Genomic DNA, 14,620 nt, shown 5'->3' on the forward strand with positions numbered 1-14,620 from the left:
CGCGCGATAAAATTGTACAAAAATATTCGGATGTATAGATTTTTCCAGGCGCTTGCACTATACCTTGTACAGTAATTTTATTTTGTACAGGTATTGCGCATGTCCGACTACCTGCAACATTTCACCGAACGCTTTGCCATGCTGGGTCCAGACAGTCTCGACCTGCTCGGCGAGTTGTACAGCGAGGATGTGGATTTCCGTGATCCACTGCATCACATCAGTGGGCTCTCGGCCTTGCGTGGCTATTTCGCACAGCTCTATGCCAATGTCTCCGAGGTCGGCTACCGCTTCGAAGGGCTCGATGAGCCAGCGCCGGGGCACGGCTACATCCGCTGGGTCTTGCACTACCGCCATCCGCGCCTGGCCGGCGGCCAGCCGATCAGCCTGCAAGGCTGTAGTCACCTGCGCTGGCGTGGGCGGGTGTACTTTCATCAGGACTACTTCGACGCTGGCGCCTTGCTCTATGAACATGTTCCGGTCCTGGGCGGCGCGGTTCGCTGGCTCAAGGGCAGGCTGGCATGAGCCGCTGCTGGTTGACCGGCGCCAGCAGCGGCATCGGCGCGGAACTGGCGCAGCGCCTGCTGGAGCAAGGCCATCAGGTAGCGCTTGGCGCGCGGCATGCTGACAGGTTGGCAGGCCTGGCCGCACAGTTTGCCGGCCAGGTGCTGTTGGCCGTCGGCGATGTCGACCAGCCTGAGCAGGTGGCACGTATCGCCGCACAGATCGAGCAGGCCTGGGGTTCGCTGGACCTGGTGATCCTCAATGCCGGCACCTGCGAATACCTCGAGCCTGGGCAATTCGACCCGGCGCTGGTCGAGCGGGTCATGCGCACCAACCTGATCGGCACCAGCCATTGCCTGGCGGCCGCGCTGCCCCTGCTGCGCCGCAGCCAGCGCCCGCATCTGGTGGTGATCGGCAGCTCGGTCAGCTGGCTTGCCCTGCCACGGGCCGGTGCCTATGGGGCGTCCAAGGCAGCGCTGCGCTACCTGGTCGAGTCCCTGCGCCTGGACCTGTCCCGCGAGAACATCGATGTCACCCTGGTCAACCCCGGCTTCGTCGATACCCCGCTGACCCGCCGCAACGACTTCCCCATGCCCCAGCTGTGGAGTGCAGAGCGCGCCGCCAGGCACATTGTCGCGCGCCTGCCCCGTCGCCCGCTGGAGATCACCTTCCCCGCCACCTTCACCCTGTTGCTGCGCCTGCTCGGCGCATTGCCGGCACGCTGGCGCCTGAAGCTAGGCCAGCGCCTGGCCCGACAACCTGAGGACTGACCCATGCGCATCGCCATCATCGGCAGCGGTATCGCTGGCCTCACCTGCGCCCACCTGTTGTCACGCCGGCATGCCGTCACCGTTTTCGAAGCGGCCGACCGGGTTGGCGGGCACACCCATACCGTCGATCTGCATTGGCGCGGCCAGCAGTATGCGGTGGACACCGGCTTCATTGTCTTCAACGACTGGACCTACCCGCAGTTCATCCGCCTGCTGCAACACTTGGGCGTCGGCTCGCGGGTGACCGAAATGAGCTTTTCGGTGCACGACCCGCTTAGCGGCTTCGAGTACAACGGGCACGACCTGCTCAGCCTGTTCGCCCAACGGCGCAACCTGCTGTCGCCCGGCTTCTGGGGCATGCTGCGCGATGTGCTGCGTTTCAACCGCCAGGCCCTGGCCGACCTGGACCAGCAGCGCATCGATGGCGCGACCACCTTGGGCAGCTACTTGCGGGATAACCGCTACGGCCAGCGCTTCATCGAGCATTACATCGTGCCCATGGGCTCGGCCATCTGGTCGATGTCGCGGGCCGACATGCTGCATTTCCCGTTGCAGTTCTTCGTGCGCTTCTGCCGTAACCACGGCCTGCTGTCAGTCAACCAGCGCCCGCAATGGCGGGTGATCGAGGGCGGTTCACGCAGCTACCTGGCGCCACTGTGCCAGCCCTTTGCCGAGCACATTCGCCTCAACTGCCCGGTGCAACGGGTAAGCCGCGACGACGAGGGTGTGAACGTGACCTGGGCTACTGGCAGCGAGCGCTTCGACAAAGTGGTCTTCGCCTGTCACAGCGACCAGGCGCTGGCGCTGCTGGACGCCCCCAGCGAACAGGAGCAGGAGATCCTGGGTGCCATCCACTACGCCAGCAACGACGTGGTGCTGCACACCGACACCCGCCTGCTGCCCCGCCGGCGCAGGGCCTGGGCCAGCTGGAACTACCGCCTGGGTGGCAGCGAAGAGGCCCCCGCTGCACTCACCTACGACATGAACATCCTGCAGGGCATCGATGCACCGGTGACGTTCTGCGTCAGCCTCAACCAGACAGCGCTGATAGACCCGGCACAGATACTCGCCCGCTTCGAGTATGCACATCCCCAGTACAGCCTCGCTGCCGTAGCCGCCCAGGCCCGCCAGGGCGAACTGCAGGGTCCGCTGCACAGCTATTACTGCGGCGCCTATTGGGCCAACGGCTTTCATGAAGACGGCGTGCTCAGTGCACTGAACGTCGCCAGGCACTTCGGAGAGCAGCTGTGAACAGCAGCCTGTGCCACGGCTGGCTCAGCCACCGGCGCCTGACGCCCAGGCCACACGCGTTCCGCTATCGCATCGGCCTGTTCTACCTGGACCTCGACGAACTGCCACGCCTGCTGAGCCTGTCCCGTTGGCTCGGGCGCTCCCGCCTGGCGCCGTTGTGCTGGCGCGAAACCGACTACCTGCCGGCGCTGACTCGCCAGGGCAAGCCCTTGGGCGAGGCCGTGCGCCTGCTGGTCGGCCAGGCCACCGGGCAAGTGCCCGAAGGCGCCGTGCACCTGCTGACGCAACCGCGCTGCTGGGGGCTGTCGTTCAACCCGGTGAGCATCTACTTCTGCCACGACCGCCAAGGGCAGGTCACCAGCGTGCTGCTGGAGGTACGCAACACACCCTGGCGCGAGCGCTTCCACTATGTGCTGCCAGTACAGGGCGACCTGGCCCGGCCATTTACCGTGGCCAAGGCCTTCCATGTCTCGCCGTTCATGCCCATGGACATGGACTATCGGCTGCGCTTCACCGTCGATGGGCAACGCGTGCGTGTGCACATGGAAAACTGGCAAGCCGGGCGGCTGGTGTTCGCCGCGGACCTCGCTGTGCAGCGCCAGCCGCTCGACCGCGCCAGCCTGCAGCGGCACCTCCTGGCCTTTCCCTGGATGAGCCTGCGCACCGTCACCGGTATCTACTGGCAAGCCCTGCGCCTGCTGCTCAAACGCTCCCCTGTCTACGACCACACCGCCAGCCAGCACGACCTGTCGCTTGGCCAAGCCATACACGAGGACCACGATCATGCCCGACCCGACCCTGAGCGTTAGCAAATCAGCCAGCATCGCGCCGCTGTTCGGCGGGCTGGCAAGGCGTGCGGTACTGGCACAGCTGCACCACCTGAGCCGTGGCCATCTGCGCCTGATCAGCCAGGGCCGGCAATGGACCTTCGGCGACGTCGCCAGCCCGCTCTATGCGGAAGTGGAGATTGTCGACGACGCAGCCTGGGGCCTGGTGGCCGGCAATGGCTCGATCGGCGCGGGCGAAGGTTACATCCACGGCTACTGGCGCAGCCCGGACCTGGCCGCGGTGACTCGCCTGTTCGTCGCCAACCTCGAAGTGCTGGATGCCATGGAAGGCGGCCTGGCGCGCCTGGCCCGCCCGGCCCTGCGCCTGCTGCACCACTTCAACCGCAACAACCGGCGCGGCGCGCGGCGCAACATCCTGGCCCACTACGACCTCGGCAATGCGCTGTTCGAACGGCTGCTCGACCCGACCATGATGTATTCCGCTGCGCAGTTCGACAGCGCCGAACAAACCCTGGAACAGGCGCAGTCGAACAAGCTCCGGCAGATCTGCCAGAAGCTCGAACTCAAGCCCGGCGAGCATCTGCTGGAAATCGGCAGCGGCTGGGGCAGCCTGGCCATCCACGCGGCCTTGCAGCACGGTTGCCGGGTGACCACCACAACCCTCTCCGCCGCGCAATACGCCCACACCCTGCAGCGGGTCAAGGCGCTGGGCCTGGATCGGCAAATCACCGTGCTGCATGAAGACTACCGCGACCTGCGCGGGCGCTTCGACAAACTGGTGTCCATCGAGATGATCGAGGCGGTCGGCCACCGCTACCTGCCCACCTATTTTCGACAATGCGCCACGCTGCTCAAGGACGACGGCCTGATGCTGCTGCAGGCCATCACCATCCGCGACCAACGCTACGCCCAGGCCCGCCGCTCGGTGGACTTCATCCAGCGCTACATCTTCCCCGGCGGCGCCCTGCCTTCGTTGAGCGTCCTGCTCGACACCGCCAGCCGCCAGACGGAGCTGAACCTGGTGCATATGGAAGATTTCGGCCTGGACTACGCGCGCACCCTGCGCCATTGGCGCGACAACTTGCGCCACTCACGCACGGAACTGGCCAGGCTCGGTTATGACGACACCTTCCAGCGCCTGTGGGAGTTCTACCTGTGCTATTGCCAGGGCGGCTTCGAGGAACGGACCATCGGCGTCGCCCAGTTGTTGTGGGCCGGCCCCCAGGCGCGGCGGGCACCGCTACCGGATGTCTGAACATGGGCCGCCGTGTCTGGTTGCTGGGCAACGCGTTGTGGCTGCAAGCCGGCTGGTGGCTGTGTGTGCTGGGGGCGCACAAGCCGTGGCTGTTACTGATGGTGGTGAGCGGCCTGCTGCTGCACCTGCGGCTGAGCTCAAGCGGAGAGCTGCGCGTGCTGCTGTGGGTAGCGCTGGCCGGCTGCCTGCTAGACAGCACGCTGGGCCTGCTCGGTGTGTTCAGTTTCGCTCAGTGGCCGCTGCCACTGTGGCTGGCACTGCTGTGGCTGGTGTTGGCCAGTGGCATGCGCCACAGCCTGGCAGGGCTTGGCCAGCCCGCGTGGCGCGCGGTGCTGCTGGGCCTGTTCGGTGGCCCGCTGGCCTATCTGGCCGGCGCCCGGCTGGCCGGTATCGAGCTGCCACTCGGGCGCCTGCAGACCGCGCTGCTCCTGGCACCGGTCTGGGCACTGGCGCTGCCGCTGGCCTTGCGGTTCGCAGCACGGGGCTGATCAGCACAGCGCCCGCTTCGACCGCATCCTTTCAGCTGGCCAGGCGTGCAGCCACAGCTGTCGCCATCTCCCTGAACACCCGCGCCGCAGCGCTCTGGTAGGCGCCCTTGCGCTGCATCAGCACGGCCGTGCGCTGCAGGCGGACCGGGTCGAGCGCAATGGCTGCCAGATCGTCATGGGCCAGCGCGACCGTGGCAGGCAGCAGGGTCGACAGCGCCGTGCGACGCACGATCTCGGTCACCGCGCTGATGGTGTTGGCCTCCATCCGCACCTGCGGGTGAATGCCATGTTGCTGACAAAAACGGTCGATCTGTTCGCGGGTGGCAAACTCGCCGCTGAGCAGCACCAGCGATTCTGCGCTCAAGGCCTCCAGCCCGATGGACGTTGCCCGGGCCAAGGGGTGGTGGCGGTTGACCACCAGCGCCAGCGTCTCGACCAGCAGCGGGCTGGCCTCGATGTCCTCGGCCTGGCCCCCCTCGAAGGCGATCCCCACGTCCAGCTCATCCGCGAGCAGCAGCGCCTCCATGCGCTCCTGGGACATCTCGCGCACGTTCAGGGTGATGTTCCCATAACGCGTGTGGAAGGCTTCGACCAAGGGGCCGACCAGGTAGGTGGTGAATGTCGGCGTCACCGCGACCCGCAGCGAACCGCGGCTGAGGTCGCTGACGTCGTGAATGGCGCGCCTGGCCTCCTCCAGCTCCTGCGCGGCACGGCGTGCATAGGCCAGGTAGACTTCCCCGGCATCGGTCAGCCGCGTCGTGCGCCCCGAGCGATCGAACAGCTGGGCGCCAAGGCTTTCTTCCAGCTGACGGACCTGTTGCGACAGCGCCGGCTGGGAGACATGCAGGGCCGCGGCGGCCTTGGTGAAGCTGTGATGCGCCGCCACGGCGAGGAAGTACTGGATGTGTCGGGCAAGCATGGTCATTCACATAATCCAATCTGATCGACACGATCATAAATCAGACTTTTACCTTATGCCACACGTCCCCTAACCTCTGCCCGACCGGCTCGCCGCGTGAGAGCGGCGGGCCTCACCCGGTATGAGGAGCAACACCCCATGGATATCATCTTTCGAAACGTGCGCATCGATGACGCACAGCCGCTGCAGGACGTGGCCGTACATAACGGCAAGATCGTCGAAATCGCACCGGCGATTGCCGCACGCGCGGCGCAGGAAATCGAGGGCAACGGCAACGTACTGATTCCGGGGTTCGTCGAAGGCCACCTGCACCTGGAAAAGGCCAACGTCATGCAGCGCAAGGCCAATCGCTCCGGCACCCTGAAGGAAGCGATCGCGGTCACCGCCGCGCTCAAGCCGACGCTCACCCGCGAGGACATCCTCGAGCGCTCGACCCAGGTGCTGCGCGCCCTCGTGCAGGCAGGCAGCACCCATGTCCGCGCCCACGCCGAGTTCGACCCGGTGCAAGGCTTTACCGGCCTCGACGTGGTACTGGAACTGCGTGAGAAGTTTCGCCAGTTCATCGACATCCAGGTGGTTGCCTTCCCCCAGGAAGGCATCCTGAAACTGCCAGGCATGCAGGCCATGATGGTCGAGGCCATGGAGAAAGGCGCCGATGTCGTGGGTGGCATTCCCTACAACGACGTGTCGCCCTTCGATCACATCGACTTCGTGTTCGACCTGGCCAAGCGCTACGGCAAGGACATCGACTTGCACCAGGACTTCGCCGATGACGCCGAGCAGATGACCATCGAGCATGTGGCCCGCCGCACTCTCGCCGAGGGCTACCAAGGCCGCGTCTGCGTTGACCACCTGACCAGCCTGGCCGCGGTCGAACCCGAGCGGCAGGCGCGTATCATCGGGCTGCTGCGCGAAGCCGACATCAGTGTGATGTGCCTGCCGGCCACCGACCTGCACCTGGGAGCCCGAGGCGACAGCTACAACGTACGGCGTAGCCTGACCCCGGTGCGGGCGTTGCGCGATGGTGGCGTGAACGTGTGCCTGGCCACCAACAACATTCGCAATGCGTTCACCCCGTATGGTACCGGCGACCTGCTGAACATCGCACAACTGGCGCTGCCGGCCTGCCACCTGGGCGGTGCCGACGACCAGGCCACGGTGCTGTCGATGCTCACCACCGGCCCGGCCAAGGCCCTGGGCTTGCAGCACTATGGCCTGGCGGTGGGTAAGGACGCCGACCTGGTGCTGATGGATACCCAGGCGGTCAGCGATGTGATTCTCGACCTGCCAGCGCGGCTGATGGTGCTCAAGCGGGGCAAAGTGGTGGCGACCACGGAGCATCGGCGCTCGGTGGTTTTCTAGCCGCTCGCCCTGGCCGAGCATCGCTCGGCTGAGCTTCTGCGTAACCCCGGCGCCAGCGGCCTGCAGAGCATTTTCATATGACTGGAGCATATTTTTACTAATTTCCCCCGCCGCAGCTGTGGCGCACCATCCCCCGGGTGAGTGACAACCGCCGCTCCAGTCATTTCCACCCAGCGCCTTGCGATACGCACTCACTACAACAAGAAAACCACTGCGCACACCGCTGCGCAGTGGGCTCGGGCCGACTGGCCCAACTGCCTCGACAAAACAACACAACCACAAGCAATGAGGGAGTTTTCCATGCGTATCATCGCCGCATCGCTCAGCTTTGCACTTCTTTCCGGTTTCAGCCTGTGCGCCGTAGCCGATGAAGCCAGCCTCACCATCATCTCCTTCGGCGGGGCCACCAAGGCGGCCCAGCAGTCAGCGTACTTCCAGCCGTTCGAGAAGAGCGGTGCTGCCAGGGTGGTGGCGGGTGAGTACAACGGCGAACTTTCCAAGATCAAAGCCATGGTGGACGTTGGCCATGTTTCCTGGGACGTGGTCGAGGTTGAGAGCCCCGAGCTGATCCGCGGCTGCGAAGCGGGCCTGTTCGAACGTATGGACCCCGGCATTCTCGGCGAGCAGTCCGGCTACCTGTCCGGCACTGTCAGCGAGTGCGGCGTAGCCAGCTATGTCTGGTCGATGGTGCTGGCCTACAACCCACAGAAGCTCAGCGTCGGGCCCGCCTCCTGGGCAGACTTCTGGGATACCACGCGCTTCCCCGGCAAGCGCGGCCTGCGCAAGGGCGCCAAGTATACCCTCGAAGTCGCGCTGCTCGCCGATGGCGTTTCCCGCGCAGACCTGTACCAGGTACTGAGTACACCCGAGGGCGTCAACCGTGCGTTCCACAAGCTGGACCAAATCAAGCCGAGCATCCAGTGGTGGGAAGCCGGTGCGCAGCCACCCCAGTGGCTGGTGGCAGGCGATGTGGTGATGTCTGCCGCCTACAACGGGCGCATCGCTGCCGCGCAGAAGGAAGGCTCGCCGCTGCGCATCGTGTGGCCGGGCAGCCTGTACGACCCTGATCACTGGGCGATCGTGCGCGGCACTGCCAACAAGGACCTGGCAGAGCAATTCATCAGGTTCGCCAGCCAGGTCGGGCCGCAGAAGACCTTCTCCACGCAAATCCCCTACGGCCCGGTACGCACGCAAGCGCTGGCGCAGCTGCCTGAGGGCGTCCAGCAACAGCTGCCTACCGCACCGGGCAATATGGCCGAGGCGCAGCTGGTAAACGCCGAGTTCTGGGTCGACCATGGCGAAGAGCTCGAGGAGCGCTTCAACGCCTGGGCCGCTCGTTGAACTGACCGGAGCCGGCGCCCCCGCCGGCTCCTCGGCATCGAGGGGGGCTGATCAACAGCCTGTGCATCCAGCCAGGCCGCTGGTGGGTATTGCTCCTTGGCAACCCTCAAATGAAATAAATCAATAGTTGCTTGACCAGGGAGAACGATCGTTCTACTCTGGCTACATGAACAAGCCAATGACCGATACACGCGAAAAAATCCTCGCGACCGCCGAGAAGCTGATTTACGAAAACGGGATCCACGCCACGGGCATGGACCTTTTGGTAAAGACTTCAGGCGTAGCCCGTAAAAGTATCTATCGCTACTTTGCGACCAAAGACGATGTCGCCGCAGCGGCACTCAATGCACGCGATGTACGCTGGATGCAGTGGTTCAGGAGTGAGTGCGAAAAAGCCCAAACGCCGCAAGCGCGCATTCTCGGCATTTTTGATGTGCTTGGAAGTTGGTTCGAGTCTGACGGTTTTCGGGGTTGCGCATTCATCAATACCGCCGGCGAAGTGGGCGACGCAGACGACCCTATACGGCAGATCGCAAGGCTGCATAAGCAAAAGCTTCTGGATTACACACTGGAGTTGACCCGCCAGTTGCAGGTCAAGGATCCGGTCAAGTTGGCCAGGCAACTCTTCGTGCTGATAGAGGGCACGATAACCGTCGCCCGCGTGATGGGTGATTTTACGGCGCTCGACAGTGCACGGGAAATCGCCAGGTTACTGCTTGAACAAGAACAGCGCGTAAGCGCCTGACACCTCAGCAATACCCACTCGACTGATTCATCCAATAGATTGGAGGCACCACCATGTCCAACGAACAGGCTCGCCCGCCACTTCCTCCTTTCACTCGCGAGTCGGCGATTGAAAAGGTCCGACTCGCTGAAGACGGTTGGAATACTCGCAACCCTGAAAAAATTGCGCTCGCTTATACATTGAACACCCAATGGCGTAACCGAGCCGAATTTGCAAACAATCGCGAAGAAGCTCAGGCGTTCCTGACTCGCAAGTGGAAGAAGGAGCTGGACTACCGCCTGATCAAGGAGCTCTGGGCCTTCACCGACAACCGCATCGCCGTCCGCTACGCCTATGAGTGGCACGACGATTCGGGTAACTGGTTCCGTTCCTACGGCAATGAAAACTGGGAGTTTGAAGCCGACGGCCTGATGCAACGCCGATTCGCCTGCATCAACGACATGCCTATCAAGGAAAGCGAGCGTAAGTTCCACTGGCCACTGGGGCGCCGTCCGGATGACCATCCAGGCCTGACTGAACTGGGCCTGTAATTCATGCTAAACCTGATCCTGTTTTTGATGCAGGATCAGGTGTTTGTTTAGCTGGCGTTTATCATCCCCGTTCCAGATCCTTCGGAATCCATAAGCCCCCATTGGCCCTCAAACAGCCAATGGGGGCTTTTCTTTGCATGTCCCCCTCCCGCTGCTCGGCATGGCCACCCTGCCGAGGGCATCCGCCTGCGCTGACGTATCCGCAGGCCCAGTTCATCGAGCCAGCATGCTCCACGCATAAGATAATCTGATCAATTTCATAATAATTGAGACTTTTACCTTATCTCATGCATTGCTTAATCTTTGTCTCACACCCAGCGACACAGAGACAGCAACCATGAAAGCGATCATCGACGGATTTCTGAAGTTTCAAAAAAACGCCTTCCCTGAGCGGGTCAAACTGTTCAAGGACCTGGCCAATCAACAGGCACCCAAGGCGCTCTTCATCTCCTGCTCGGACAGCCGACTGGTGCCTGAACTGGTTACCCAACGCGAGCCAGGTGATCTGTTCGTCATCCGCAACGCCGGCAACATCGTGCCGTCGTATGGGCCAGAGCCAGGTGGCGTGTCGGCCTCTGTCGAATACGCGGTCGCCGGACTTAATGTTGCGGACATCGTGATCTGTGGCCACTCCGACTGCGGCGCGATGACTGCCATTGCTAGCTGCAAGTGCCTCGATCACATGCCCGCAGTGGCTGGATGGTTGCGCTATGCCGACTCGGCCAAGGTAGTCAATGAGGCCCGCCAACACGCGGACATGCCGCGGAAAGTCGCCTCCATGGTGCGCGAAAACGTCATCGCGCAACTGGCCAACATCCAGACCCACCCATCCGTTCGCCTGGCGCTCGAAGAAGGCCGCGTGACCCTGCATGGCTGGATCTATGACATCGAGAGCGGACGTATCGACGCCTTTGATGGCCGCACCGGCACCTTCGTGTCTCTCGCGGAAAACCCAGAAGTCCACGCCGTTTCCCAGCACGCCAGGCACGTCGCCTGAAAGCTGTACCTGCACCTTTACTGACCCAGGAGATTCACCATGATCCAGACTCAAGCCACCCGTACCGCTCGCCAGGAACTGACCGAAGTGATCATTCAGGCCAAGGCTCGCAAGGACTTGTCATTCGCACAGATCGTTGACGGCACTGGCCTGTCCGAAGCCTTTGTCACCGCTGCCCTGCTTGGCCAGCACCCACTGCCGGAAAGCGCCGCGAAGGTGGTGGGAGAAAAACTCGACCTCGATGCCGATCAAGTAGCACTGCTGCAATCGATGCCGATCCGCGGCAGCTTCTTCGACGGCGTGCCGAGCGACCCTACCATCTACCGCTTCTACGAAATGATGTCGGTGTATGGCACAACTCTCAAAGCGCTGGTCCACGAGAAGTTCGGTGACGGCATCATCAGTGCCATCAACTTCAAGCTGGACATCAAGAAGGTCGAAGATCCCGAGGGTGGCCACCGTGCCGTGATCACCCTGGATGGCAAATACCTGCCCACCAAGCCTTTCTGATGCAGCTCAGCCCGGCGTCTGACGGCGCCGGGCCACTCTCCAACCTTCATGACGACTGAGCACCGCTTGGGTGCTCTGGCCTTCTTGCGCCCCACTTCAGGTGATTACCATGAAACTGTTATCCATATTGCTCCTGGGCTGCCTGGGTTCTGTTGCGCTTGCCGATGAACAGGTTACCCAGGCCACACAGGTTGCGGTCGAACCCTATCGCTACGCTCAACACCTGGATATCGCGCACGTGGTGGCTGTCACGCCGGTGCCCGATGTCTGCGACGTGGTACCGATGCAGCTGACTTACGATGACTCCAATGGCGAGCGGCATGTCATGGAGTACCGCATCATGGGAAATGGTTGTTCCAATAATTGATGCGCGGTCAATACGCAAGCCTGAAGGCCAACGCCTGCACATCACGGGCGCTGTGACCGAGGCCTTCAGGCGCTTACAGCAAATCATCCATCGAGCCCTTGTCGAGAACAGCGGACCGTTTGATCATCATGGCCTGTTCTGCAGCAGCCATTCTTTCGGGCTTGTACCCACCTTCCGGCGAAAAGTGCGGGCCAACGCAGACGGGCTTTCATAGCCCACTTCATCTGCAATGAGGGCAATCGGGCGGCCTTCGCGCAGGCGCTTCTGGGTCAGGCTGATGCGCCAGTTCGCCAGGTAATCTGCCGGCGTGATACCCACGGTCTCGCGAAAGTGCGCAGCAAAGCTGGCCCGCGACATGCCGGAGCGATCGGCCAGCGCCGCCACGGACCAGTTGCGCTGAGGTTGGTCGTGAATGCACACCAGGGCCCGGGACAGCTGAGCATGGGCCAAACCTGCCATCATCCCTGAGTCGATGGTCCGCCTGGCCATGAGGTGCCGAAGCAACTGAATCACCATCAGTTCGAATAGCCGATTGAGGATTACCTCGCGGCCACATTCGTCGCCAAAGGCCTCTGCAAACAGCCAGTCGAGGGTGCCATTGAGGCCCTGCAATTCGCGCAATGGCATGATGAGAAAATCCGGCAGCGCCAAGGTCAGCGGATTGTCGGCCCCCCCATCAAAATGCAAGGTGGCGCATACCAGTTGCGCATCATCGGCTTCGCTCGCCAACAGCTGATGAGCCTGCGGGCGCACCGCCAGGATCAGGCTTGGCTCAGCCAGTTCGATGCGCTGGCCGCGCTTGTCGATCAAGGTCAGCTGCCCTGAACGCAGCAAATGCGCATGACCGAAACCGTGCTCCCCGTGAACCGGCGTGATGCCACAGAATCCACCTTGGTGAAACGTGGACGCCTGCAAGTTGAAGTGTTTGAGCAATGTCGATAGTCGGTCCATGGCGCCTTCAGGTTTAGACGATCTGTTGCATAACTTCGACGATCTGAAGCCGAAAGGAAAGCTCATTCCCTTACGATTCTTATCAAGCCGATCGACAAACCGATCGAGCATCCCACAGGAGAACTGCCATGCCCCGTATTACTGCACTCTCGCTGGACCAAGCCCCTGCCGGCTCGCGAACTGCCCTGGAGGGTATTCAGAAAGGCCTGGGCTTCATTCCCAATGCATTCAGGACGCTGGCGCACTCGCCGGCTGCACTCAATGGTTACCTGGGGCTCGCGCAGGCCCTGGGCAAGGGTTCACTCAGTGCCGCCGAGCGCGAAGTCGTCGCCCTCGCCACCTCGCAAATCAATGGTTGCGACTACTGCCTTGCAGCCCATGGCTTCTTTGCTACCAAGGCCGGCTTGAGTGATGAAGCCGTCAGCCAAGCCCGCGAAGGCACACTCAACGCGGTCGCCACGCTGGCGCATCAGATCACCGGAAGCCGCGGCCAGTTGAGCGATGCACAGCTCGCGGCGGCACGCGAAGCGGGTCTCACCGACAGCAAGATAGTGGAAGTGATAGCACAGGTCACACTGTTGACCCTGACCAACTACCTGAACAATGTCGCCACGACCGATATCGACTTTCCGCCATCGGCCCGCTAGGAGGCAAGCGCCATGAACCCAGTGACTATCTACACCACCCGGCACTGCCCTTACTGTGTAAGTGCCAAGCGATTGCTCTCAAGCAAAGGCGTTACTCCGATCGAGATTGATGTTGAGCAGTCCGCTGAAGCATTGGCGCAGATGCTCCAGCGCTCCGGTCGCAGGACCGTTCCGCAGATATTCGTGGAAGATGTGCATGTAGGCGGCTTTGATGACTTGGCGCGCCTGGATCAAAAGGCTGAGTTGGACAGATTGCTACGTGCTTGAGGTTCAGGAGTGGTTGGCCATGCGAGGGGGGCTAAGCTATCGGGATTCTTCGATATCTACCCGCCTGCTGTACATCGAAGCGTCCGCCCATTGCCTACAGTCGAAACGATTGCCGCATCGCCCGCGCCAGCAAAGTCACGGCGGCGTCGCCGTCCGATGCCGGGCTGCGCACGAAAAGGATGTCGTGGTCCTACCTCGCCGGCGTGACGCAGGGCATTGCCCTGGGTGTACCCGCCGGCCTTGCCGCGTTATGCGCCGACCTGTTGCCGCTGGGCATGGCGCTGCTCGCGGCGTTGCTGCTGGGCGAGCGCCTGCCGCTGCAGGTGTGGGTCGGCCTGGTCGTCGGGCTGCTGGGGATGCTGTGGGTGACCCACGATGCGCTGACGCTGGGCACAGCACCGATGTGGGCCTATGGCCTGCCCGTGGCCGGCATGTGTTCGCTGGCGGTCGCCACGTTGTGGCAAAAACGCAGCACGGTGCAGGCCATAGGCTTGTTGCCGAACATTTGGCTGCAGTGTTTCGTCTCCAGTTTCGCCTTCGCAGCCCTCGAAGGCAGCCAACGCAGCCTGGCACCGGTTGCCAGCGCAGGCTTTGCACTGAGCGTGTCGTGGACCGTAGTTCTGTCGACGCTGGGTGGCTATGGGTTGTACTGGGTCTGCCTGCTCAGGTCCTCGGCCACCCGCGTCGCCAGCGTGCTTTATCTCAGCCCACCGATCACCCTGCTCTGGGCCTGGGCGATGTTCGATGAGCCGTTGTCCTGGCAGATGGCAGCGGGGATGGCGCTATCGGCGGTCGGGATCTGCCTGGTGGTACGCGCCGAGGCCCGACGATCCAGCCGCGATGAGCGCAAGCCCAACCACCCTACCCCTCGCTGAGGTGATGACGCCACTGACAGCAGTGAACCTTGCCCGTGCAGTTTCGTAAGGCGCGC

At 62.7% G+C, this 14,620-nt stretch carries 17 protein-coding genes and 1 pseudogene; 16 read left to right on the forward strand and 2 right to left on the reverse strand.

Annotated elements, in window-relative coordinates; translation table 11 throughout:
* Positions 1-99: 99 nt before the first annotated feature.
* From APH33_RS25260 to APH33_RS25285, 6 genes are read left to right on the forward strand one after another with little or no spacing between them, the layout of a single operon-like run.
* Positions 100-522: a nuclear transport factor 2 family protein gene (locus tag APH33_RS25260; protein ID WP_054887762.1), complete on the forward strand. Its 423-nt coding sequence runs from the start codon at positions 100-102 to the stop codon at positions 520-522.
* Positions 519-1,271, forward strand: coding sequence for an SDR family oxidoreductase (locus tag APH33_RS25265; protein ID WP_054887763.1), 753 nt, complete (start codon positions 519-521; stop codon positions 1,269-1,271). Before APH33_RS25260 ends, APH33_RS25265 begins: the two co-directional genes overlap by 4 nt.
* A 3-nt stretch (positions 1,272-1,274) precedes the next feature.
* A complete protein-coding gene (locus tag APH33_RS25270) occupies positions 1,275-2,522 on the forward strand; it encodes an NAD(P)/FAD-dependent oxidoreductase (protein ID WP_054887764.1) in 1,248 nt (415 codons plus the stop codon).
* Complete coding sequence (locus APH33_RS25275) at positions 2,519-3,331, forward strand: DUF1365 domain-containing protein (protein ID WP_054887803.1); 813 nt, start codon at positions 2,519-2,521, stop codon at positions 3,329-3,331. Before APH33_RS25270 ends, APH33_RS25275 begins: the two co-directional genes overlap by 4 nt.
* The gene (locus tag APH33_RS25280) at positions 3,306-4,565 is read left to right on the forward strand and encodes a cyclopropane-fatty-acyl-phospholipid synthase family protein (protein ID WP_054887765.1); all 1,260 of its coding nucleotides are present in this window, start codon (positions 3,306-3,308) and stop codon (positions 4,563-4,565) included. The genes APH33_RS25275 and APH33_RS25280 overlap by 26 nt, the downstream gene beginning before the upstream one ends.
* A gap of 2 nt (positions 4,566-4,567) precedes the next feature.
* Positions 4,568-5,053: a DUF2878 domain-containing protein gene (locus APH33_RS25285; protein WP_054887766.1), complete on the forward strand. Its 486-nt coding sequence runs from the start codon at positions 4,568-4,570 to the stop codon at positions 5,051-5,053.
* Between the two features lie 31 nt (positions 5,054-5,084).
* Here the strand turns inward: APH33_RS25285 and cynR are convergent, their stop codons facing one another.
* Positions 5,085-5,972 carry a transcriptional regulator CynR gene (gene cynR / locus APH33_RS25290; RefSeq protein WP_054887804.1) on the reverse strand — a complete coding sequence of 296 codons (888 nt, stop codon included), beginning with the start codon at positions 5,970-5,972 and terminating at the stop codon, positions 5,085-5,087.
* 138 nt (positions 5,973-6,110) lie between these two features.
* Between cynR and APH33_RS25295 the strand changes: the two genes are divergently transcribed.
* The 7 genes from APH33_RS25295 to APH33_RS25325 all read left to right on the forward strand — a co-directional run bounded on the left by APH33_RS25295 (position 6,111) and on the right by APH33_RS25325 (position 11,824).
* The gene (locus APH33_RS25295) at positions 6,111-7,334 is read left to right on the forward strand and encodes an amidohydrolase family protein (protein WP_054887767.1); all 1,224 of its coding nucleotides are present in this window, start codon (positions 6,111-6,113) and stop codon (positions 7,332-7,334) included.
* A gap of 300 nt (positions 7,335-7,634) precedes the next feature.
* Complete coding sequence (locus APH33_RS25300) at positions 7,635-8,675, forward strand: ABC transporter substrate-binding protein (protein ID WP_054887768.1); 1,041 nt, start codon at positions 7,635-7,637, stop codon at positions 8,673-8,675.
* A gap of 178 nt (positions 8,676-8,853) precedes the next feature.
* Positions 8,854-9,420, forward strand: coding sequence for a TetR/AcrR family transcriptional regulator (locus APH33_RS25305; protein WP_212632612.1), 567 nt, complete (start codon positions 8,854-8,856; stop codon positions 9,418-9,420).
* A 53-nt stretch (positions 9,421-9,473) separates the two neighbouring features.
* Positions 9,474-9,950 carry a nuclear transport factor 2 family protein gene (locus APH33_RS25310; RefSeq protein ID WP_054887770.1) on the forward strand — a complete coding sequence of 159 codons (477 nt, stop codon included), beginning with the start codon at positions 9,474-9,476 and terminating at the stop codon, positions 9,948-9,950.
* A 337-nt stretch (positions 9,951-10,287) separates the two neighbouring features.
* Positions 10,288-10,947, forward strand: coding sequence for a carbonic anhydrase (locus APH33_RS25315; protein ID WP_054887771.1), 660 nt, complete (start codon positions 10,288-10,290; stop codon positions 10,945-10,947).
* A gap of 39 nt (positions 10,948-10,986) precedes the next feature.
* Positions 10,987-11,457, forward strand: a complete 471-nt coding sequence (gene cynS, locus APH33_RS25320) for a cyanase (RefSeq protein WP_054887772.1) — start codon at positions 10,987-10,989, stop codon at positions 11,455-11,457.
* Between the two features lie 109 nt (positions 11,458-11,566).
* Positions 11,567-11,824, forward strand: a complete 258-nt coding sequence (locus APH33_RS25325) for a DUF2790 domain-containing protein (RefSeq protein ID WP_054887773.1) — start codon at positions 11,567-11,569, stop codon at positions 11,822-11,824.
* Between the two features lie 126 nt (positions 11,825-11,950).
* On the opposite strand, the gene APH33_RS25330 is transcribed toward APH33_RS25325, so the two are convergent.
* Positions 11,951-12,775, reverse strand: coding sequence for an AraC family transcriptional regulator (locus APH33_RS25330; RefSeq protein ID WP_054887774.1), 825 nt, complete (start codon positions 12,773-12,775; stop codon positions 11,951-11,953).
* A gap of 128 nt (positions 12,776-12,903) precedes the next feature.
* Here APH33_RS25330 and APH33_RS25335 point away from each other — a divergent pair, with 128 nt between their 5' ends.
* The 3 genes and pseudogenes from APH33_RS25335 to APH33_RS25345 form a co-directional block, all read left to right on the forward strand.
* On the forward strand, positions 12,904-13,422 hold the full coding sequence (locus tag APH33_RS25335; protein WP_054887775.1) for a carboxymuconolactone decarboxylase family protein: 519 nt from the start codon (positions 12,904-12,906) through the stop codon (positions 13,420-13,422).
* 12 nt (positions 13,423-13,434) lie between these two features.
* Positions 13,435-13,689 carry a glutaredoxin 3 gene (gene grxC, locus APH33_RS25340; RefSeq protein WP_054887776.1) on the forward strand — a complete coding sequence of 85 codons (255 nt, stop codon included), beginning with the start codon at positions 13,435-13,437 and terminating at the stop codon, positions 13,687-13,689.
* Between the two features lie 188 nt (positions 13,690-13,877).
* Positions 13,878-14,564: pseudogene (locus APH33_RS25345) on the forward strand (DMT family transporter); the annotation flags it as partial.
* Between the last annotated feature and the right edge of the window lie 56 nt (positions 14,565-14,620).

Source organism: Pseudomonas sp. NBRC 111130 (assembly GCF_001320485.1).
In the GTDB taxonomy this organism is placed as follows: domain Bacteria; phylum Pseudomonadota; class Gammaproteobacteria; order Pseudomonadales; family Pseudomonadaceae; genus Aquipseudomonas; species Aquipseudomonas vlassakiae.

Bases quoted from the DNA above. Each gene is read 5' to 3' on its own strand.
- APH33_RS25260 (WP_054887762.1), top strand. From the start codon at position 100: ATGTCCGACTACCTGCAACATTTCACCGAACGCTTTGCCATGCTGGGT.
- APH33_RS25265 (WP_054887763.1), top strand. From the start codon at position 519: ATGAGCCGCTGCTGGTTGACCGGCGCCAGCAGCGGCATCGGCGCGGAA.
- APH33_RS25270 (WP_054887764.1), top strand. From the start codon at position 1,275: ATGCGCATCGCCATCATCGGCAGCGGTATCGCTGGCCTCACCTGCGCC.
- APH33_RS25280 (WP_054887765.1), top strand. From the start codon at position 3,306: ATGCCCGACCCGACCCTGAGCGTTAGCAAATCAGCCAGCATCGCGCCG.
- APH33_RS25285 (WP_054887766.1), top strand. From the start codon at position 4,568: ATGGGCCGCCGTGTCTGGTTGCTGGGCAACGCGTTGTGGCTGCAAGCC.
- cynR (WP_054887804.1), bottom strand. From the start codon at position 5,972: ATGCTTGCCCGACACATCCAGTACTTCCTCGCCGTGGCGGCGCATCAC.
- APH33_RS25295 (WP_054887767.1), top strand. From the start codon at position 6,111: ATGGATATCATCTTTCGAAACGTGCGCATCGATGACGCACAGCCGCTG.
- APH33_RS25300 (WP_054887768.1), top strand. From the start codon at position 7,635: ATGCGTATCATCGCCGCATCGCTCAGCTTTGCACTTCTTTCCGGTTTC.
- APH33_RS25305 (WP_212632612.1), top strand. From the start codon at position 8,854: ATGACCGATACACGCGAAAAAATCCTCGCGACCGCCGAGAAGCTGATT.
- APH33_RS25310 (WP_054887770.1), top strand. From the start codon at position 9,474: ATGTCCAACGAACAGGCTCGCCCGCCACTTCCTCCTTTCACTCGCGAG.
- APH33_RS25315 (WP_054887771.1), top strand. From the start codon at position 10,288: ATGAAAGCGATCATCGACGGATTTCTGAAGTTTCAAAAAAACGCCTTC.
- cynS (WP_054887772.1), top strand. From the start codon at position 10,987: ATGATCCAGACTCAAGCCACCCGTACCGCTCGCCAGGAACTGACCGAA.
- APH33_RS25325 (WP_054887773.1), top strand. From the start codon at position 11,567: ATGAAACTGTTATCCATATTGCTCCTGGGCTGCCTGGGTTCTGTTGCG.
- APH33_RS25330 (WP_054887774.1), bottom strand. From the start codon at position 12,775: ATGGACCGACTATCGACATTGCTCAAACACTTCAACTTGCAGGCGTCC.
- APH33_RS25335 (WP_054887775.1), top strand. From the start codon at position 12,904: ATGCCCCGTATTACTGCACTCTCGCTGGACCAAGCCCCTGCCGGCTCG.
- grxC (WP_054887776.1), top strand. From the start codon at position 13,435: ATGAACCCAGTGACTATCTACACCACCCGGCACTGCCCTTACTGTGTA.